This is a genomic window from Butyricimonas synergistica DSM 23225 (genome assembly GCF_000379665.1).
Lineage (GTDB): Bacteria > Bacteroidota > Bacteroidia > Bacteroidales > Marinifilaceae > Butyricimonas > Butyricimonas synergistica.
Genome location: NZ_KB903374.1, coordinates 77,568 through 99,253, shown reverse-complemented (window position 1 = coordinate 99,253; position 21,686 = coordinate 77,568). Strand labels below are relative to the sequence as shown.

Genomic DNA, 21,686 nt, shown 5'->3' with positions numbered 1-21,686 from the left:
CGTTAAATTTTTCTGATTTCAACCTTCTTTTCTTTACCATCCTTCAAGATCACGATCTCGGTTTTATCTCCTTCAATACTATCAAGCAATGCCTCTACTTCCAATTGACTCTGTTTCAATTCCGACAATTCCTTTCCGTTTACACGCACGACCCGATCACCCAAGGCAACCAGCTCTTTCATGTCGTCCCATACCGTGGTTACCTCGAAATGACCGTTCACGGGTAAAATACCCACGTTCCACGTTTTCAAGTTTCCAGATAAATCTTCAACCACATCTCCATAAGGGAAAAAATAAAACCGGTTACGTGCGTAATCTATCACCACTTTCCCGTATTTCAACATATCCACACCAATCAAAGACCTTCCCATCTTGACCGTGATACTCTCCATGTTTACAAATTCCTTCCCCACGAAATTAACCCGATTGACACTTACTTTGTCTATTTCTGCCGCATTCTTGTAATCAAAGCCACCTATCCCAACACTATTAATTCCAAAGGCTTTAGCTAACAACCGACTTCCAGTCTTCTTTAAACTCTCGTAATCATTGGCAGCAAGAGCCAACAATCCCTGCGCCCCTGTATCAAACAAAATTCGCTTCGTCGTTCCACTAAAGTCCACGTCCACGATAGGGTGATTCGTGCTGCCCGGGTAAAACGGCACACCTTCCGTGATTTTCAAACCTCCCGGACGATATGGGTAATTGATGACCATGATTTTATCACGAGCATCAAAAGTAACCACCGCTTGCGCAAAAGCATCACTCCCCAAAATACCGGCAACTCCCAGTTCCCGGAAGAAGCCATTTGGCGGAAAAATAATACTTTTCATTTGAGCCAACTTGTAATTCGGGCTCAACTGCACGTCCTTCAAGATCGCCTCGTCATAAGACAGACTCATCCCGTTCACATCAGATACCCCTCGTGCTCCAATCCCGCCCATGGCTTTCATTTCCATGGCATTTTCTCTTATTGTCCCGGTCTGCCCACCCGTGTCCACGATATACTTCACTTTCACCCCGTTCACTGTCACGGGAATAATAATCTTCTCGTGAACGAACTCGTAATGAACCGTGTCACAAACCCGACGAGTCGCTTGTTGTTGCGCATTTCCTGCTAAAGAGAAAGAAACAGCAACAAAAACGAATAATATCCTGATATTTTTCATTCTCTATTCTTTTTGATAGACAATCACTTTCTCCCCTTGCTGGGTCTGTATCGTCAACTTCGTCTTCTTTTTCGCCTTCAACTCGGGAATCCCATTAATAATACTCTCGCAAAAATCGTATCTTCCCACGGGTTTCCCGTTTATTCTAGTTACCTTATCTCCCACTTCGACCTGCCCTTTCATGGCACTCCACACGGTAGCCACCACTAATTCACCATCCTTCACCCTTAACCCCAAGTTGTAATGCTTACTTTCCAAATCATTCTCCGGTTCATACGCCTCGAAGTAGAAACGAGCCCTAGGATAATCCAGCGTTACTTTGCCATAATCCAACAATTCCACTCCTAACAAAGTAAAAGGCGGGGTAGAAGTCTCGGAACTTACATTCCTAAATCTTGTACTCCCCACGGACAACAAGGGAAAACGCACACGGTGGGAAACATCTGCGTCTGCCATCCCGGCAACCCCGATAGAACCTTCCCCGTATCCCTCGGACAGGATATCAAAAGCACCGGCAGACCGCAATACATCAAAATCGGTGTCTTTCAAGGAAAAGAAAGACGGACTCCCCGTATCGAACAGGCAAGTAATATTATTCCCCGCCCCGGCTTGCAAAGAGATAATAGGCATCCCCGCTTTCACGAAAGGGATCATCTTCCGCAATGACACGGTTGACGGATTCTCGGCAGAAGTAATAGTGATGGTTTTTGCCTTCCCGTCAATCACCACAATAGTACGTGCCAACAAATCGCTACCGATCAATCCATCCGCCTGAAAACACGCGAAAGGAGAAGGTTCAGGCAATTTCATTGCCGGCACATTTGTGAAATTAATTTTCTTGTCGGGCGTGAGCAGACTTTCTATCGCCACGATCGGGTAAGCCGCTTTCTTGCTATTCACGTCTGTGGCGACCAGCGAATCTACGACAACTAAACCCAGTTCCTCGCAAACCTCCCCGGTCAGAGCCGTGCGTCCCCCCGTGTCAAAAATAAAGGAACGAGGGGTTCCGTTCATCTCCATCTCCACGACCATCTTGCCCCCGACCATCCGGTAAGGCAGCACAGTCCTATACTGCTGTGCTGCTACCGGAAGAACCACCATACAAAACAACCATATAATAATGATCCTGTATATCACCTTCATAACATAACCTATTATTTATCAAACCTATCTGCAGTCACCACAGCCTGATAAGCATTCAATATACCTCCGGACAAACATAAATCCTCAAAAAGGAATAAGTCCTGAGCCTGTTTCCCATCCACGATAATCCCTTTTTCTACTTCTGTGCCTTTCCGGGATGTCACCGATTCCAACAATATATTCCGTATCTGCGCCCCTGTCAGATGCGGATAGTAAGCCTTAACCAAAGCTGCCACTCCCGCCACGGTTGCAGATGCCAACCCCGCTCCGGTCCCAGTCTTATAAGTATCCCCCATGTACGAGGCATAGATATTCGTCCCTGGAGCGAACAAATCCAGCTCTTTCGCGCCATAATTAGAATTCATGGAAGGATTACCATTCTTATCGGAAGAAGCGATCACCATCAAATTCGTCAACTCCTTGCTTCCGTCCATCCAACGATGCGGGAAAAACACCTGTTTGGCTAAATCACGAGATAACTCCCAAACAGGAACGATCACCAACACCCCTTTACTTTCTGCATAACGCAAAGCCTCTGTCATCCATACCTTTTGTGCTTCCGGATACAAGGTGTTCTGTTGCGGCAGGGTTATCACATCCGCACCATGGTCAACAGCATAACGAATAGCCAGAGCCATATCTTTCAAATAAGGTTCCCCGCCAGCCGCACTCACTCGCAAACACATAATCTCAGCTTGATCCATGATACCATCTCCACCAAGACCGTTTCCTCTTTTTCCCCCGATAATACCGGCTTGCATGGTTCCCGTTGCCGCCTCTGAAGTCAACAACACATTATTCCCGTATTTATTATCCTTTATATCCAAGTAATTATCCCCAACAACATCTTTCCGCCCGTCGTTACCACCCCTTTGCAAAGCCTTTTCATATGTATCCTTGCCTCTTGCTACCGAAGATTCTACAAAATTTTTATAAATCACGTCAAGTTCATCGGTTTTATACAAGTTAAATCCCATGGCAATAAGCGTGAAAGCCACATCTCTCAAGGTATCCTGGGGGGCTTTCGGGTCATAATAAGTCTGGAACTCTTCCAACGTATGTTTCTTACCTGGAAATTTTGCATCCAATTCTTCCTTAAATTTTTGAGCGTATTCCTCTATTACATAAGCTACTTGCCAACCTCCATAAGTCCTAGCAAGCTGCGATTCCGGCATAACCTTATTTTTATAATAAGAATACTCCGCAAGATCCGCCGGGGCTGCAACTTTTGTCCGTTTTCCGTTCACGATCTTAAAAAACTCCCCGTTGCTCGTCATATAATCCGCGTATTTATCCTTCAAACGCAAGAATTCCCGGTCTCCCTCCTGCATCAAAGCCTCCATCACCAGCCCGTTCTTGCCTCCAAGAAAATTCCACCCGTTAATATCGTCCACAAAACCGTTTTTATCATTATCCTTCCCATCTGCTTTTTCTTTCGGATTCACCCAAATAGCTTGCTTTATATCCTCATGCTCAACATCCAATCCAGTCCCGATCAAAGCGACTACCGGTCTTTTCTTTATCTTTTTCCCTTTCAGAAATTCATAAGCCTTATTCACCTCTACCCCGTAAACCCCGTCTTTGTCAAAGGAACAGTTATACCAGTCCAAATCAGCTTGTTTCTTTTGTGCTTGATTATCTTGCTTGACAAGCTGTGCATTCACCTTACCTATCCCGATGCACACCAGTAATAATAAGAAATATTTTTTCATCATTTACAGAATTTATCTTGTTATACAATACGAAACCTAAAAAACTTATAGACACAATAATCGCCAATTACTCTCTGGCTTCCAATATCGCCTCTTTCACCTTCTCTCCCCCGTAACCCCCTTGCGAGAATTCGCCCTTCTTTATCGATCAACACGATAAAAGGAATACCGTAAAAACCATATGCTTTTTGAATCTCGTTGGGTTCATTACCAATCGTGAATCCTTCCTGATTCCACAACATCACCCAAGGCAAATCCTCTTCCGCCAACATCTTTTTCCAGTCCTTCTCCCGTTTATCCAACGACACGCTGATAAACTCCAGATCATTCCCTTTCAATTCGTTATAAATCGGCAAAAGACTTTTCATCTCATGCCTGCAAGGTCCACACCACGATGCCCAAAAATCAACCAACACCAGTTTTCCCCGGAAATCGCTCAAACGGACCATTTCCCCGTTCGGATCAACATACTCGAAATCATGCGCCTGCGCCCCAACGGCAAAACGCCCCAAGCTATCCACACGATGTGCTAACCAACGAAATGAAGCTGCATTCTGCCCGGCCTTCGGCACAAGATCCAGCAACATTTTATTCGGTTCGTATTGCTCCATATCAGCTATATAAGCCAAGGCACTATACATCGTTCCGCTCAACTTTCCTTTTACCTCGGGATTAATCACTCGATTCTTTGCCGCTTTTTCAGTCGGAAGCCATCGTGATAATTCTAAAAATTCATCAATCCCACTAAAAGCAAGAGAACTATTCTCCGGATTTTTCTCATCATAAAATCCCTTCACTGTTACCTCCCGATTATTCAAATAGATCGGCTGTACCGTGTTTCCGATATTCAATATATACACGTCCGGCACGATTTCTACAGACTCCGAACGAAACTCTTTACCATTCTCAACAAGAACAGATAATATCTTTTCACCCTCGATGGAAGTCACTTTTATTTCCACGGGTTCCAACAAACGCAATCTCCCGGACAATGTCAGACCAGTTTGGGCAATCCCGGGGGTAATTCCCCCGAGAAAGACCCAAAAAATGAAAACAATCTTCAACATATATCTTTTATTTCAAAACGACATTGCCAATCGACTGCAAATCTATTCCGTAATTCTCCTTAAACTTGTTCACTAGAATATCATATTTCTTCCGGATATAGCCATTCACATCCTTTTTGGCGTGCAATATTCCTTTATTCGTGTAGTCTTTATCTGCCGGTTCTGCAATCAAATCTTCATACGGGGTTTGAATAATCGCCTGAATATAGATTTCCACATCATCCTCTTGCTTTGTTCCGGATTTTATAAAGCCGCGCTCATACATATTCGTTTGCGTCACTTTATCCTCGTAATTCATTCCCTCGTAAAAACTCGCATCTTCCACGATCCTACCACTATTCAACAACCGGGTTAAAAAGGCATAATTAACTTCGTTTTTGAAAGTATTTTTCTGTACGTTTGTCATCGTCAGGACATCTTCGTTTCCCCAGTTAAACGCCAAATAATCATAACCACTATATACATTATAAAATGTAACCTTACCATCCACCGTACGCCAATTTAACTCCCCGCATAACAATAACTTCAACGGAAGTAAACGGTACAATGTAGAATCTGGGTAAAAATCTAAAAACAACGTTTCAACCAAATCCAACTGTTCTCCCACGTAAACTTCATCCGCAATTGCTCCCAGCAATCCATTACTGTAAGGATACGGATAACTACTATCTTCTGGTGTCGGCGTTGATTCATTCCAACGGTTCACGTCCCAATACAACTCCTTCAAATCAAATTTATACAGGATAAACGTGTTGCATCTCTTATTCCAATCCACGATACGATCATCGTAATCATGATTCCCCTGGGGCACACTATACCCGAATTCAGGCGTTTCTGTCGGCGTTAAACTATTATCGTCATTACAAGCGACCAGACTCGCTGCCAATATAAATATATAAATTAAATGCAGTTTCATAATTTCTCGATTAACGTTTATTTTGTTCCAAATAAGGATTACGATCTAAAGCAGATTGCGGTATCGGCAACACATAACGAGGGTCTTCCTTCCCTAAAACTAATTGTTGTTTTGAATCCGCTTTGATAAAATACACGTGTGTCAATTCCGGCATCCCGTAACGACGCAGATCAAACCAGCGATGACCTTCAAAACATAACTCCCTGCGGCGCTCGTCCTTGTAGAACTGCAATAACTCCTCTGCATTCGTGTAATCAACTTTATTATAAGCCACATTACGCGTATCATAACGATTCTCTCGTAATTTGTTCAAATCCGCCAAAGCCAAAGTCCGGTAATTATCCTCGCCTGTTTTCATAAATTTGCGGACATATGCCTCTGCCCGGTTTAAATACAATTCTGCCGTTCGAATTCCATGCGAAGCCCATTTTTCATTTTTCCCTCCCTTAAATCCATAAGCGGGGAAAATCGTTGGTCTAAAAATAGACCAATCCATCCAAGCCTCGTATTTGAAATACATATAACGTCGTAAATCCCAGTGATTATCACTATCCGTTGAAAACTCATACAAATCCATCAATTCATCAGATGCCGTGTACGGACTAGTAGCAACACCATTACCACCAGGATAACATGAATATTCCCGATTTCCTCCATACATCCAAATAATCTCGTTACTGGTAGATTCATTGTAAACACACCACGTATTACTTCCCTGATATTGCATGGCATCTTCAGGAGCACTAGCCAACGAAGTCAAGGCAGGCTTCTCTCCCAACACCATATTGGCATATTTCAAAGCATTATCCCAATCCTCCATATAAAGATACACCCTACACAAAATAGCTTTTCCCGCCAAAGCGCTAATCTTATACAAGGACATTTCCATTTTATTCTCTTCCAGCAATTTAATTCCCTTTTCCAGATCAGTTATCATTTGTTCATAAACTTCAGCCACAGTTTTCCGGGGTAAAAAACCATCAACCACCTCCATCTCCAATTTCAAGGGTACTCCCAGATTTTTAGTCGGGTCACCATAATTATAAGGTAAGGCATAATAATTTACCAATAACAAGTAATAATACGCCCGCAATACAAGAGCCTGCCCTAACATATTATTCTTTGTTTTTTCCTCTCCACTCACCCGATCCATATAATCGATAACCGTATTACACCCCATGATTTTATTATAACAAATCTGCCAAGTATTATACTTATCATGAGTCAATTTCTCGTACATATCATCACTCCAGGAAAACAAGGGATACATATCCTCCACGGAACTCTCCAAAGTTTCCTGTCCGCCAGCACCATTGCACTGTACATCATCCGTCAAGAAATCAACATAAACATATTGGAAATAATCCATAGGATAACCTTCACCCACCATCACCTGCATCAAATCATCCGCCGTCGTCGGACGAACCTCATCCTGACTGGCTTCCTCCAGGAAATCGCTGCATCCAACGAATCCTAACAATAAAATAAAATATAATATATTTTTCATACGACTTATCTCTATATCATTAGAAACTTAAATTCACACCCAACGTGTAGCTTTGTGACAAAGGTTGAGAACCGGTTGCAACTTCCGGATCCTTTCCCTTGAAATCCTTGCTTACAATCATAAAAGGATTGGATACACTAAACGTAAATCCCATATTTTGGGCAAACTTTTTAATCCACCCTTTCGACAAATTATAAGATAATGAAATACTGTTACATCTCAGGAAAGAAGCATTCACGACACGAATATCCGTGTAATTATACAATTCGTAACTATAAGCGCTTGACGAAGATAAATCAACTGAAGCTTTACCGAATTCCGGCAAAGAAGGAATATTCGTGTACTTCTCGTCTCCCGGTTTACGCCACCGGTTCACCAAATCTTTGGGCAAATTATTATATTCATACGGGGTACTATTGATCATATCATTATCAAACATTTTCGCCAAAAATTTCTTACCACCAACCGACAAATAAAAAGAAGTAGAAAGGGTTAAATCCTTAAATCTAAATCCCATATTCAAACCGGCGGTAAAATCAGGGTCCAACTTACCCATGTATTTCATGTACACCGTAGCGTCTGTTTTTGCCTCCGGGGTATCTATTCCGGGTAAATTATACAAAGGAATTCCATTCTCCGGGTTCAACCCCGCAAACTCAAACGCCCAAAATCCCGACACGGGATACCCTTGCTTATTTATATTTCCAGCAACAGCCTGCTGCCAATTCTCGTTCGATTCCAATTTACTAGTCACCTTATTATAGTTCTTGGAAGTATTTAATCCCATCGTCCAGATAAAATTCTTTGTCCGCACGGGTGCAAAGCTAAAGGATAACTCCCATCCGTAATTTTCCAGCGAACCTCCGTTCATCGGCATGCTCAACACCCCATTTTCGTAAGGCACCTCCTTATTGATAATCGCATCCGTGGTCTTTTTATAATAATATTCAAACGATCCGTTAATCTTATTCTTCCAGAACACAAAATCCGCACCGGCATTCACGGTTGCTGTCTTTTCCCATTTCAATTTCGGGTTCGGCAAACTCTTTATCTCCAAATAATATTCGCCAGTCACTTTAGATATCCCCGCTCCGGAAGGAATCCTGGCAATCAAATCCGGACCTGCAGCCTCACTTGCATTTCCCTGGTAGCCGTAAGTTAAGCGTAAACTGAATTCATTCAAGAAGTCTTGTCCCTCCAGAAAATGTTCCCGTCCCATATTCCAACGTAAACCCAAAGACCAAACCGGCAGATAACGGGCATCTTTATCCTGCCCGAAACGATTGGATGCATCCGAACGAATACTGGCATTAAAAACATAACGCTCGTCAAAAGTATAGGTAAACGCCCCGTAGAAAGAAAGCTTATTCGACTTATTATCAATAATTGAAGTCGTCGGTTGTGCATACCCGGTATTCTCCGAAATATTACCATAAACACCCGTGTTTGTCAAAGGAGGGTTCTTTATCGTTTGTCCCCTGTTAGGCAAATACCCGTAAAACGTCCCCGTGAACCCGTCGTATTTCGTGCTATTAACCTCTTGTCCCACGGTTGCCGTAAGCAAATGCCTGCCGAAATTCTTCACATAAGAGATCTGATTTCTCCATGTATAATTCTCGTTACGAGAATCCGACATATTCAACTGTCCTCCATGAGGCAACCTTGAAGCCTGATAATGAGTATCATTAGGACCATACATTCCAAATTCATATCCACGTATTTTTGCGATATAATTTGTCATTTCCGTCGCCCAAGATTCTCCATGCGTTGAAGAATAGTTGTATCCCAGCGACATTTCATATTTCAATCCTTTAATGATTTCCCAATTCAAACCAATATTTACATTCAGGGAATTGGACGTATTTCCGTTACCGGACTCCGCCAACTCATTCAATATATTATATTTATACCCGGAACGAGTGACATAATATGCCCATTCCCCATTCTCTTCAAACGCAGGAAGCACACGGCTTGTGGTGGAAGCATAGGAATAAGGCGAAACACTACTATGAAAACCATTCGTTTTTGAAACACTTCCGGCTACTTTAGCTGAAAATTGTAACCGATCCCAAAAAATCGTGTTCACGTTTACACTTCCTTGGTAACTCTTCGAGTCGTTCCCTTTGGCAGTACCATTGTTATTGGTTATACCGAAAGATGCATAATACGTAGTTTTATCACTGCCACCGGAAACACTGATGTTATTGGAATAACTAAACGGATTCTCGTACAAAAGATCAAACCAGTCCGTATTTACAACTTCCAATTTCTTTACCCCGGCATTGAAATCATCGTAAGAAATTTTTTCCTGCAAATATTGTTGCAACAAAGCCTGATATCCCACGTTTGCCAAAGGCTGACTACCTACTAATCCTCTCTCGTATATTTCCCGGGAAACATCTACTCTCTCCTTAGAATTCATCAAATTCAACTTATCATACGTCACCTTTGAGCCGATAGAGAAATTACCGGAATAACTGATAGACATACGCCCTTCTTCTCCCTTTTTCGTGGTAATCACGATAACTCCGTTCGCCGCCTTCACCCCATAAATTGCTGTAGCGGAAGCATCTTTCAACACGGTTACATCTTTGATATCGGAAGGATTCAACCAAGCAATGGCACTACCCACGAAATTCCGAATCATATCAATATTATCCGGACTTGTATTATACGTGGACAAATCCGTCGCTTTAAAAGGAAGCGGATCCTCTTGTATAATTCCATCCACAACCCACACGGGTTCCTGGCTACCTAACAACGTCGAAGTTCCCCGTACCCGTACTTTTTGGCGGGTACCGACCAAACCGTCTTGATTTTGGATAACCACTCCCGGCAACTTACCTTGTAACGCCTGCTCCAGAGACTGTGTTCCGTTCAATACAAGATCTTCCGCCTTGATTGTACTCACGGAACCCGCCATATTCGATTTCTTCACACGCTGATACCCTGTCACAACCACTTCATCCATCTCCTGCGCATCTTCCTCCAACACGACTTTCAACTCTTTCTCCCCTTTCCAAGTCACAAACTTCGTTTTCATCCCCACGAAAGAAAAAATCAAAGTCACACTATCCTGCTTGGTGGTTGTAAACGTGAACTCTCCATTTATCCCGGTAGCCACCCCAATAGTAGTACCTTTTTCCATGACCGTTACCCCGGGCAACGGTTCTCCTTGTTTATCTTTCACAACTCCCTTTACCTTCGTGATTTTCAATGTATCCAACATGGATACCGGAGAACCTCGTTTGATCACCACGACCTTTCCTTGTATCTCGTAATAAAGATTCGTTCCTTTCAACACTTTATCCAAGATCTTCTCCAAAGAAACATCTTTAAACACTGCATCCACCTTCCGCACCTCAGACACGTCCGCAACATTGTAAAAGAAGGTAATGTCACTCTTTTTCTCCAATGCCCAAATCACCTCCTCCAACGTCACGTCCTTCATTTCAAGGCTCATCTTGGCATATTGAGCTCGTACATTTGCCGAAATCGACATCATTGAACATAGCAATAAACACACGCATAATTTCATAATCCTCAAAATTTTTACATACAATTCCCCATAAGGAACGTATTTTTTCCACTTCTTTTTCATACTTTTGTCTAACTGATTTTATTTAAACGCTTTATTTTACATAAAGTGAAAATCCAAGCGGGAGATGTTCGCAGCATCACCCGTTTTCTATTTCACCCCCAAAACGATCTGTTTTCCTTTTACATTCACGGTTAATTTACCTGTAGCCCTTAACACATCCAATATCGGCGCAATGTCTTCACTTCGATCAAGTTTTCCGGCAAAAGTCATATTCTTTATAGACTCATCAGAGAAAACTACTTCCACGCCATACCAACGTGCCAATGTCCTCATAATATCTTCCAAACGATCTTGCCGGAAGATAAACCGCCCGTTTCTCCAAGCCATAAACAAACCGGGATCCACTTCCCGAACCTCCAACGCCACGTGTTCCCGGTCCCATTGAGCTTGTTGATTAGGAGAAATTGTCATTTTTTCCTTTTTCTCGAAACCGGCAAAAACGGTCACTTCCCCTTTCAACAACGTCGTTTGCACCTCTAATTCATCCGGGTATGCCTTCACGTTAAACTCTGTCCCCGTCACCAACACATCCATATCCTTTGTTTTCACGATAAATGGATGTTCTTTAGAGGCAGTAACCTGGAAATACGCTTCCCCCACCAAAGTCACTACCCTCTCTTTACCCGAGAATTTCACGGGAAACTCTATCCTGCTTTCAGCATTCAAATAAACGATGGTACCGTCACTCAAAATCAAATTGTACTCCCCTCCGGTTGGTACAATAATTTCATTTTTCAACCCCACACCTTGTTCCCCTGATTCCTGGTTGTAATTAATTCCGAGAGAATCATTCATGATTACTTTCCCGTCTTTTTCAATAATTCTATCGACTTTCTTTACACCCAGATCTACTTGTCGTCCATCATTCAATACCAAAACAGCCTTGGTCTCCCCTGGCACGATATCCATACCTGCCACTTTTTTCACCTCCGCATCTTTCCCTACAGCCATCCAAAATCCGATTCCGATAACACAGAAAATAACAACAGCAGCAGCATACTGCCACCATACACTCACTCTCCTGACAGGTTTTATCCCAATTTCCTTCTCAAAAGCGGTAGTATGCTTTTTTACATCAATGGACGACCATTTTTCTAACCTCAACTTCACATACTCTTTCTCCGTTATTTCCTGGTAGAACGAGTCATTTCCCGGTTCTGCGATCCAATCGTTCAACTCCTGCTTTTCCTCCTCATTCAACCCTTCCACGAGTTGCTTGGCTATCAATTGATATATTCTTTTATCTTGCATTGTCATTTCAATTTATTTCATCTGATCATATATATAACAACCAAGAAAAAGAAATCGATGAATCCCCTTCTAAAAATTTAATGTTAAAAATTGTATCATGCCGAAAAGGTCAAGATAAACGAGTCCAATCGACCAAAAAAAGAAGATAAAAATAGTCCCTCAGCAATCCCTTTAGTTTCTTATAGGCATTTTGTTTCAATGTTCTTACTGAATTGACTGAAATATTCAATTGTTCTGCAATCTCCCCGTTCGAAAGTTCTTGAAGCGACATCAAAATAACCTTACGGGATTGAGGCGCCAACTCATCAATAGCTTTATAAACCAACGCGTACACCTCTTCCTCCGCCACGTTATCCAAAAAATATTCTTCCGATTCAATTATACCTTTCTGCACGTACCGATTAACAATAGCCTCATGTTTCAACTCGTTCAGGGCTAGATTTCTCGCCGATGTATACAAGAATCCCTTAATCTTTTCCTCTGACTCGAAACTCAATTTCTCTCGCCACAAACGGATAAAACACTCTTGGGCGATGTCTGCCGCCACCTCCATATCTTTCACATACTTATCGGCAAACATAACTACAGACGAGAAATTCTTCTCGAAAAAAAATTTGAAAACTTGCCGGTCTTTGCTATTTATCCCGATAACTATATCCATAGTTTACCATAGTTACGGAACAAATATAAGTATTAAGCGGAATTTCACAAAAAACAGGCAAATATTTTTCTTTTTCTGCCTATCATTTTCAAAGTGCACACCTCCCTAGCTATAAAGTTCATAAAGTCTCGAATCACTCGACCTTATAAACTTTATGAACCTTATAAACTAGAGGCTATGCATAAAATTACTCGTAACGAATAGCATCGATTGGATTCAAACGGGAAGCTTTACGCGCCGGATACCAACCGAAAAATACTCCCGTGACCGTACAAACCAGGAAGGATATCACGACCGAATAGAGCAGGACGGATACCGGCCATCCCAAAAAGAAACGTAAAGCCAAAGCCGCACCGATTCCCAGCCCGACACCGATGACTCCTCCGGATACGCTGATGATAATGGATTCTATCAGGAACTGGAACAAAATGTGTCTTCCCTTTGCCCCGATCGACATCCGCAGACCGATCTCACGGGTACGTTCCGTCACCGATACGTACATGATATTCATAATCCCGATACCCCCGACCAGCAAAGAGATTCCCCCGATACAAGCCAGCAGGATGGTCAATACTTTCGTCGCCATAGTCAATACCTTGCTCATCTCCTCCAACGAACGCACGTTGAAATCATCCTCCTGCCCCCCGGTGATCCCGTGGGTCTGCCTCAACACGCCCGTTATCTCCTGAATCACTTTCGCCGTGTATTGCTCCCCGATCACGGAAACATAAATCCCGTGCATATAGGGTATCGCGAGCAACCTCTTCTGTATCGTCGTGAAAGGAGCCACGATGATGTCGTCCTGGTCCCGTCCCATCGAGTTGTAGCCCTTGGGAGCCAACACGCCGATAATCCGGAAAGGCACTTTGTCAAAACGAATCACTTGCCCCAGCGGATCCTCCCCGTTCTTGAAAAGATTATCCACGACCGTCTGCCCCACCACACACACTTTGGCGGCCATTTTCATATCCTGGTCGCTGAACATCTCCCCTTTGGCCACCGACAAGCGCCGGATATCCATGTAATCCTCGTTGATCCCGTAGATAGACGTCGGCGCGTTGTTCGCCCCGGAAATCACCTGCCCGGACTTGGTCACGTAAGGTGAACAACTTTCCAGATAAGGCACCTCCGACGCGATCGCCTGGTAATCCTTCAATTTCAGCGTCTGCTCGATCACGCCGTTCTGCCGGATCCCCCCCACCATCGCGTTGGCGGGCGTCACGACAATCATATTCGCCCCAAGTTCCTGTATCTGTTTCTCGATACTGATCTTGGAACCCTCACCGATCGCCAGCATCGAGATCACCGAGCTTACCCCGATAATGATCCCGAGCATGGTCAAAAATCCTCGCAATTTATTATTGCTCAATGCCCGAAAGGCTATAACTATCAAATTCCCGTAATTCATAAATCACCAATTAATTCGTTTCTTTGGGCAAACTGTCCAACACCTTTTGCGCCGACCCGATCCGAGAATTTCTGGTATCTTCAATAATGTGTCCATCCCGAAGCAGAATATTCCGGCTGCTGAACTCGGCAATTTCTGGGTTATGAGTCACAAAAATGAGCGTCCGCCCTTCCGCGTGAAGACGTTGGAATAGAGCCAGTATCTCGTATGAAGTACGGGTATCCAGATTACCCGTGGCTTCATCGGCCAACAAAATGACCGGGTCGTTCACCATCGCGCGGGCAATCGCCACCCGTTGCTGCTGTCCCCCCGACATCTGGTTGGAACGGTGAAAAATCCGATGTTCCAAACCCACAGCCTTCAAGGCTTCCAGGGCTTTTTCCCTTCTCATCCGCCGCGTGTAGGCCGGATTGTATAATAACGGCAATTCCACGTTTTCCAAAGCGGTGGTCTTTGCCAACAAATTATAGGACTGGAATATAAAGCCGATCTTCAAATTCCGGTAAGAAGCCCGGTCATTCGCCCCCATCTTCCTGACGGACATCCCGTCCAAATAATACTCTCCCGACGTCGGCGTATCCAGGCAACCCAGGATATTCAACAAGGTAGATTTCCCCGAACCGCTGGTTCCCATAATCGTCACGAACTCTCCCGGCCGGATGGAAAACGACACATTCCGCAAGGCGTGCACGGTTTCCGATCCTACCACGAAATTCCGGCAAAGATTTTCAATTCTTATAATATCTTCCATTTGTTCAATACAATAATAATGTACAGGATTAATGCGGTCTTTGTCCCGTCATATTAGGCATCAAGGGATTGCTTCCCGGGGCGTTCTTCTTCTTGGAACCGGAAGCATTCTCGGGCAACTCGACCCCGGTCACTACCCGTTCGCCCGCGTTCACGCCTTCCAGTACTTCCGTGTAAATGCCATCCGAAACACCCGTGCGCACGTTTTTGCAAGCCAACCCCTCCGCGTTCTGCACCCAAACGGATTTGCTTCCTTTCGCCGCGGGTTGCTTGGAGATGACAGGTTCCCCGTCCACCTCTTCAGGTTGGAAACGCAAGGCGCGCAAAGGCATCATCAACACGTTCTCTTTCTCGTGAATCAACACCGTGATATTGGCCGTCAACCCGGGTTTCAATTTCAAGTCCGGGTTGGGAGCGTTAATCACCACCTCGTAAGTCACCACGTTGGATTCCACGATCGGCTCCAGGCGCACCTGGGTCACCTCGCCCTCGAAATACTCGTCCGGGAAAGCGTCCACCGAAAAGATCACCTTTTGTCCTTCTTTGACCTGGCCGATATCTGCCTCATCCACATCCGCGATCACCCGCATATTCCGCAAATCATTCGCGATCACGAACAACTTGGGGGTATTAAACGTTGCCGCCACAGTTTGCCCCTCATCCACGGCACGGGAGATGACCACCCCGTCAATCGGCGAATAGATCATGCAATACTTCAAATTCGTTTCCGCCTTCAACAAATCGGAACGGGATTTATCCAAAGCGCGACGGGCATTCTCGTATTGATACTCGGCAGTTTCAAATTCCGAGTCACTCACCATTTTTTGGGCATGCAACCCCGCCATACGCGTATAATTCCTTTTCTGGTAATCGAATTCATTCTGGTTGGAATACAACAGCGACAATTGCGATTTGTATTCGGCCTCCAGTACGGTTTTATCCAATTCCGCCACAAGCTGGCCTTTTTTCACTTCCGAGTTATAGTCCACGAGGATACGGGCAATCGTGCCGGAGACCTGGGTACCCACCTCCACCTGGACAATCGGCTCCACGGTTCCGGTGGCGGTCACCGTGTTTCTGATATTTCCTCTCTTCACTTCAAACACCTCGTAATTTACCTTCTCCTTCTCTTTCGGGCGGAAAATGAAAAAACAGAGAACCCCCGCGAGGATAACGATTATCGCGATAACAATCTTCTTCATTTCAATGATCTTTACAAATTATTACATATCAATAGCTTCATTCCGATAAAAATTCAATAGCTTGAATGCCAGCACCGCCTGGTACTTCGCCTGGATTTGCTCCTGCAAGGCGGACAGGTAATTATTCTTTTCCACCAACAGGTCCACCGCGTTTTTCAGTCCCGCGTCAAACTCGCCCTGCACGAGCCGGTAACTTTCATACGTGGATTTCACCCGTTGCAGGGCTGCCTGGTAACGGCTTTGCGCCGCGACAACATCCTGATGCAAAGATTCCACCGTCTGCAACAAATCCTTCCGGGTATTCCGTTCATCCAACCGGGCCTGTTCGGTTTGCAGTTTTGCCTTCGCCACGTTCAGGCGTGCCTGTTTCCGGTTGAAAATGGGCACACTGACATTGATGCCGACATTCTCCACGAGCCGGTCATCCATCTGTGAAAAATAGGAACCGGAACCTTTCGAATCATGCCCCGTCGAAACGGAAGCCGAAAGGGAAACACTCGGGAGATAATCCCCTTGTGCCACCTTCTCGCCCAACACGGATGCCTCCACGCTGATCTGTTCGCTTTTCATCTCGGGGCGCAACCGCAGTGCCTCCCGGTACACCTCCTCCAACCCGGGAACGGGGACGAGCACATAGCTCTCGTCAAGCTCCGGGAAGATAACATCAAAACCCTCTTCCGGCTCCAGTTCCAGCAGTTGCTTCAATTGCAATTTGGATAAAGCCAGACTATTCTCGGATTGCACCACCCGGTACCGGTCGCTGCTGTATTGGGCTTCCATCTGGGAGAAATCGCTCGACGAGATGGATCCCGCCTCGAACAAAGCCTTTGTCCGTGAGAGTTGCACCTCCGAACTTTCCAGGGTTTGTCTGTCCGTTTTCAAGGTTTCATTTGCGTATAAAACTTGCAAATACGCCTTGGCTACAGCCTCCTCTATATTATTTTGGACAACCAGCACCTCCTGTTGCATTGCCTTTTCTTCTAAACCCCGTTGCCGGATTGTCCTGGAAATTTTCCCTCCCTCGTAAATCGAAAAATCACCATTCAACGAGTAATTACCCGTGTAAGCGCTCGATGAAGACAACTTCCCGCTCGCATCCGCTTTCTTTTGATGTCCCCAGCCTTGGGAAGAGGAAAAAGACAATGAAGGCAAACGCTGGGCTTTTCCCCGAAGCAATTCGGTTGATGCATTCTCTAATGACAAGCGAGAGTACCCCACTTGAATATTATGCTCCCGGGCATGTTCAATACAAGCACGCAATGACCAAGCTCCTGCTTTAGATTGAGCCGCCGCATCGTTCGGTCCCAATAGCACACACATGCTCCCGAAGAACACAATAATCCCCCGCTTCACGTTCCGGGAACGTGAATAAATATCACATTTTTTCATATAAATCTTTTCCCAATATTAATGTTTCGGACGAGCGTTTGCCTTTCCCCAATCCTCCTTGTATTTCTTTTCAAGCTCGAAAGCCTTTTCCGCGGCATCCGGCTCTCCCATTGCTTTCAACAAATTGCCTCTCCGTTTCATCAAATTGCTCAACAGCATCAAATCTGTCGTTTTCAAGGTTTCCTTGTCCACCCAGTCAATGCCTCGCCTCAAAGCAGCGACATCCGTGCTCCGGGCCAACTGGTCCATGAAGATGTGGAAATAGGTTACCCCATCATTCTCGCGGAAAACATTGTAACTGAAAGCCTCCTGCATCTTGTCCAACATTCCCTTGTAATCTCCTTCCCGCACGCACTTTGCCGTGTACACGTATGCCAGCCGGGCAGGAGAGGAAACATGATCGAAACGCAACAAGTACTTCACCAACAAATCGTTCGCCTCCTCATCGAAGGGCTGGCCGCTTTCCGGCGTCCACCGGGCAATTCCATAAGCGGAATTATAGAACACCCACCTCAGGCACTCGTCCGTTTTCTCTTTCCCCACCACCTGATACGTGTAATCCAGACTGTCCATCACGTGCTTCACAGGCATGGAAAGCGGATTTAACGGGGCATTGCTTACGATATGCCAAGTTGCCTGGTCCGCCAAATCCCGAATCGGCACCACATCCAAAAAAGCCTGCATCGCCCGGGCTTGGTCTTCACTTTCACGGGCATACATCGCCGTGAACAAATATCCCTTCAAGAAAGCCACATCCCGATCTCCCGCGGCAAAACGCTCCCGGAGTCCCTTTAAATTCTCTCGTGTATTGATAGCCTGTTCTCCCTCTTCGACCATCAACTTCACGTCACAGGCTCCGACCACCTTGTGCACCACCTCTTCCGTCTTCGGGTCGATGAACAGCAAGGTCGGGAAAGCCGCAATCTTGTATTTCTTCTTCAACATCACCCCGGAACTGTCCTTCTCCATGTCGTATTTCGCGTTGATAAAATGCCCGTTAAAGAACGCACCCACGGTATCGTTCGGGAACACTTTATTCGCCAGCATTTTACACGGGCCGCACCACGAGGTATAGCAATCCAGGAAGATCAATCGCTTCGCCTTTTTCGCTTTTTTCACCACTTGTTTCCACTCGACTCCCTTTTCAAAGCGGACACCGGAATCTTGTGCGTTTACCCTTGGGGTAAACACACAGGTTATCAATAAAAAGAATAGTATTTGTTTCATCATTATGTTCATTTGTTTTCTCCTAAGATGGTTTCAATCACCCGTTCGTTTTGCAGGATGATCATACCGTGCTTATCGCGGGTCACGCCCGGTTCCAACTTGTACGTGTAGGTCGGCACGCTTCCCTTCATCACAGTGGGCAAGTACTCGTAATTGATGTTGTCGCGCTTTTTCTTCAACTCCTCGGCAACCTCGATGATATGGGTGGATATGAGCAACGAGCAATTCTGCCGTTCGGCAAGGGCGTCGGCAACCAACAGCGTGGCATCGTACGCGTCCTTCACGTTCGTTCCCTTGAAAAGCTCATCGAAAATCACCACCAACCGTTTGTTACGGCTCACCTCGATCGCCACTTTCTTCACCCGAAGCACCTCGGCATAGAAATGGCTGTATCCCATGCTCAGATTATCCGACACGTTAATGGAGGTGTACATCCCCTGTTGCACCTGGAACAGCATACGTTTTGCCGACACCGGGAATCCCATGTGCGCCATGTAGACGGCGATGCCGAAGGACTTCATCAAGGTCGATTTCCCCGCCATATTCGCTCCCGTCAGGAAGAAGAGATTCCGCTCCGGCGTAATCTCCATGTTATTGGATACCGCCTTGGTCAGGCACGGGTGCGACAATCCCTCGATCTGGATATTGATATCGTTTTTGCCGGTTGTCTCTGCAAAACAGAAATGCCTCTCGCGAGCCACTCTCCCCACGACGGTTCCCACGTCCACCCGGTGGACGAATTCCAGCACATTCTGCAAAGCGCCGCGTTCGAGAAACAACAGGATCCGGTCACTACGGACCAATTGTTTCAGCGACATTTTCTTTTTCTCCCCGTAGCGGAACAATTCGCTCATATTCTCCCCGTTCAGTGTACGCCGCACCTCTTGAAGTTGCGCTTTCAACGGACTAGCTTCCACGGAAGGATGCAAACCGTTCACGTACTCTTTCACCTGCCGCAAATAACGAATGACCTGGGTCACCTGTTCCCGCCACAACTCCAACGCCGGATCGTTACCGATCAATTCCAGCATCCGGAACTTACAGGCTTCATAGATTTTGGGCAACATCTTGAATCCGCTCGTCATCAGGTAGTGTTCCACCTCTCCGCTCGCCTCCGAGTCCAACGGGAACTCTTTCCCGTACTGCTCGAACCAACGGAATTCGGCTACCCGCTCCTCTATCTTAGCCGCATCGGTCAAGGGGTTCATGAACATTTGTTCCAACAACACCTCTCCCCCTTCCGTTACGGTTTGACAAAACAAGGAATAAATGGAATTCGCTTTATATTTTCCTAAAATATTCAGGTCATTCAACGTCTGTTGGTCTGTTTCAAAAATCATGATACTCTCCTTTTATAATTTCTACAATATGCTCATTATTCACGATCACCAAACCGTGTCGGTCGGTGGTGATCCCTTCCGTCAATTTATAAGGATACACGGGCTTCATGTTTTCCATCCGGGTCGGCATATACAGGTAGCGTATATTCTTGCAAACGCCTTTCAGCGCCTCGCCCACCTCCGTGATATGAGTGGATATAATGAACAGAGAATCCCGGTTCTTGGCAAAAGCCTGCACCACGGCAAGCGTGGCATCGTACGCGTCCTTCACGTTCGTACCCCGGAAAAGCTCGTCGAAAAGCACGATCAACCGCCCGGTATTATGCAGGTTTTCCCCCACTTTTTTCACGCGCATCACCTCCGTGTAGAAGTGGCTGTATCCCCGGTTCAGGTTATCCGGCAAGTTAATGGTGGTAAACATCCCGTTGCGTACCGAGAATTTCATGTACTGCGCGGGCACGGGGAATCCCATGTGTGCCAGGAACAAGGCAATCGAGAGCGTCTTCATCATGGTCGATTTCCCCGCCATGTTCGCCCCCGTCAGGAAGATGACGTTCGTCTCCTTGTCCATCTCCAAGTCATTCCCCACGGGTTTGTCCAGAAGAGGGTGATACACCCCCTTCAATTTCAAGCAAATATCCTCCGCCGGACACGCCTCCGGGAACACGTACTTGCGCTCCACCGCCACGGAAGCGACACTCATGTACACGTCAATAAAGAAGATATGCTCCAACATGCGCGACAACTTATCCCGGTACTGGAAACGGAATGCCCGATCCAACTCGATGGATTGATCCTGCGTCAATTTCTTTTTCCCCTTATACTCCTTATACCATTTCCACTCCTCGAAAGCCAACAGTTTCGCCAACTCCTCGCACCGGTTATCGGCATCCGGGTAATGATGCTTCCGCAACTCGCCCAAAAAAGCGTCCAGGTGATTCAACAAATTCAAGGAAGCGATAATCCCGTTATGTATCCAGGCAAACTCCACGTCGCCCCGCAGGATATTTCTCAACTTCTGCGACATGTTATTCTGGTCTTTAGACAATTGCGTCCGCCGATCCACGTTATTCAAGTAAAACTCCAAGGCATCGAACATCTCCCCCGTGAACGGGAAATCGATCGTATGCGAAGTGAAGAAGGAGATGTTCTCCACCCGGCGGCGAATCGCCCGGTCATCGGACAAGGGGTTCCGGAACATATCGCCCATCACCCGCATCGCCCCCCGCGAATGCGTGTGGTTAAAAATCTCGAAAACCGAACGGCTGTTGGAACGCCCGAATAGCATCAAGTCTTCCAAGGTCTGTTTATCTGTTCTAAAACTCATAATCTCATCTTTTAAA

16 protein-coding genes are annotated in these 21,686 nt (G+C 45.6%); all 16 read right to left on the bottom strand.

Annotated elements, in window-relative coordinates; genetic code table 11:
* Positions 1-2: 2 nt before the first annotated feature.
* On the bottom strand, positions 3-1,169 hold the full coding sequence (locus A3CY_RS0119695; RefSeq protein WP_018339671.1) for a pepsin/retropepsin-like aspartic protease family protein: 1,167 nt from the start codon (positions 1,167-1,169) through the stop codon (positions 3-5).
* 3 nt (positions 1,170-1,172) lie between these two features.
* Positions 1,173-2,312, bottom strand: a complete 1,140-nt coding sequence (locus A3CY_RS0119690) for an aspartyl protease family protein (RefSeq protein ID WP_018339670.1) — start codon at positions 2,310-2,312, stop codon at positions 1,173-1,175.
* Positions 2,313-2,323: 11 nt separating this feature from the next.
* The gene (locus A3CY_RS0119685) at positions 2,324-4,024 is read right to left on the bottom strand and encodes a S8 family serine peptidase (RefSeq protein WP_018339669.1); all 1,701 of its coding nucleotides are present in this window, start codon (positions 4,022-4,024) and stop codon (positions 2,324-2,326) included.
* A gap of 20 nt (positions 4,025-4,044) precedes the next feature.
* The gene (locus A3CY_RS21730) at positions 4,045-5,091 is read right to left on the bottom strand and encodes a TlpA family protein disulfide reductase (protein WP_240388197.1); all 1,047 of its coding nucleotides are present in this window, start codon (positions 5,089-5,091) and stop codon (positions 4,045-4,047) included.
* A 7-nt stretch (positions 5,092-5,098) separates the two neighbouring features.
* Positions 5,099-6,007 carry a hypothetical protein gene (locus A3CY_RS0119675; protein WP_018339668.1) on the bottom strand — a complete coding sequence of 303 codons (909 nt, stop codon included), beginning with the start codon at positions 6,005-6,007 and terminating at the stop codon, positions 5,099-5,101.
* 10 nt (positions 6,008-6,017) lie between these two features.
* On the bottom strand, positions 6,018-7,514 hold the full coding sequence (locus tag A3CY_RS0119670; protein ID WP_018339667.1) for a RagB/SusD family nutrient uptake outer membrane protein: 1,497 nt from the start codon (positions 7,512-7,514) through the stop codon (positions 6,018-6,020).
* A 19-nt stretch (positions 7,515-7,533) separates the two neighbouring features.
* Positions 7,534-11,019, bottom strand: a complete 3,486-nt coding sequence (locus A3CY_RS0119665) for a SusC/RagA family TonB-linked outer membrane protein (RefSeq protein WP_240388196.1) — start codon at positions 11,017-11,019, stop codon at positions 7,534-7,536.
* 183 nt (positions 11,020-11,202) lie between these two features.
* The gene (locus A3CY_RS0119660; RefSeq protein ID WP_169503711.1) at positions 11,203-12,366 is read right to left on the bottom strand and encodes a FecR family protein; all 1,164 of its coding nucleotides are present in this window, start codon (positions 12,364-12,366) and stop codon (positions 11,203-11,205) included.
* Positions 12,367-12,475: 109 nt separating this feature from the next.
* On the bottom strand, positions 12,476-13,027 hold the full coding sequence (locus tag A3CY_RS0119655; protein WP_018339664.1) for a sigma-70 family RNA polymerase sigma factor: 552 nt from the start codon (positions 13,025-13,027) through the stop codon (positions 12,476-12,478).
* A 187-nt stretch (positions 13,028-13,214) separates the two neighbouring features.
* Positions 13,215-14,435 (bottom strand): ABC transporter permease, encoded by a 1,221-nt coding sequence (locus A3CY_RS0119650; RefSeq protein ID WP_018339663.1) that lies wholly within the window; start codon positions 14,433-14,435, stop codon positions 13,215-13,217.
* Between the two features lie 10 nt (positions 14,436-14,445).
* Positions 14,446-15,186 (bottom strand): ABC transporter ATP-binding protein, encoded by a 741-nt coding sequence (locus A3CY_RS0119645; RefSeq protein WP_018339662.1) that lies wholly within the window; start codon positions 15,184-15,186, stop codon positions 14,446-14,448.
* 28 nt (positions 15,187-15,214) lie between these two features.
* Positions 15,215-16,387: an efflux RND transporter periplasmic adaptor subunit gene (locus A3CY_RS0119640; RefSeq protein ID WP_018339661.1), complete on the bottom strand. Its 1,173-nt coding sequence runs from the start codon at positions 16,385-16,387 to the stop codon at positions 15,215-15,217.
* Positions 16,388-16,408: 21 nt separating this feature from the next.
* A complete protein-coding gene (locus A3CY_RS0119635; protein ID WP_018339660.1) occupies positions 16,409-17,776 on the bottom strand; it encodes a TolC family protein in 1,368 nt (455 codons plus the stop codon).
* Positions 17,777-17,794: 18 nt separating this feature from the next.
* A complete protein-coding gene (locus A3CY_RS0119630; RefSeq protein WP_026207903.1) occupies positions 17,795-19,003 on the bottom strand; it encodes a thioredoxin domain-containing protein in 1,209 nt (402 codons plus the stop codon).
* 8 nt (positions 19,004-19,011) lie between these two features.
* The gene (locus tag A3CY_RS0119625) at positions 19,012-20,343 is read right to left on the bottom strand and encodes a MutS-related protein (protein ID WP_018339658.1); all 1,332 of its coding nucleotides are present in this window, start codon (positions 20,341-20,343) and stop codon (positions 19,012-19,014) included.
* Entirely contained in the window at positions 20,333-21,670 is a 1,338-nt protein-coding gene (locus tag A3CY_RS0119620) for a MutS-related protein (RefSeq protein ID WP_018339657.1), read from the bottom strand. Before A3CY_RS0119620 ends, A3CY_RS0119625 begins: the two co-directional genes overlap by 11 nt.
* Positions 21,671-21,686: the final 16 nt, after the last annotated feature.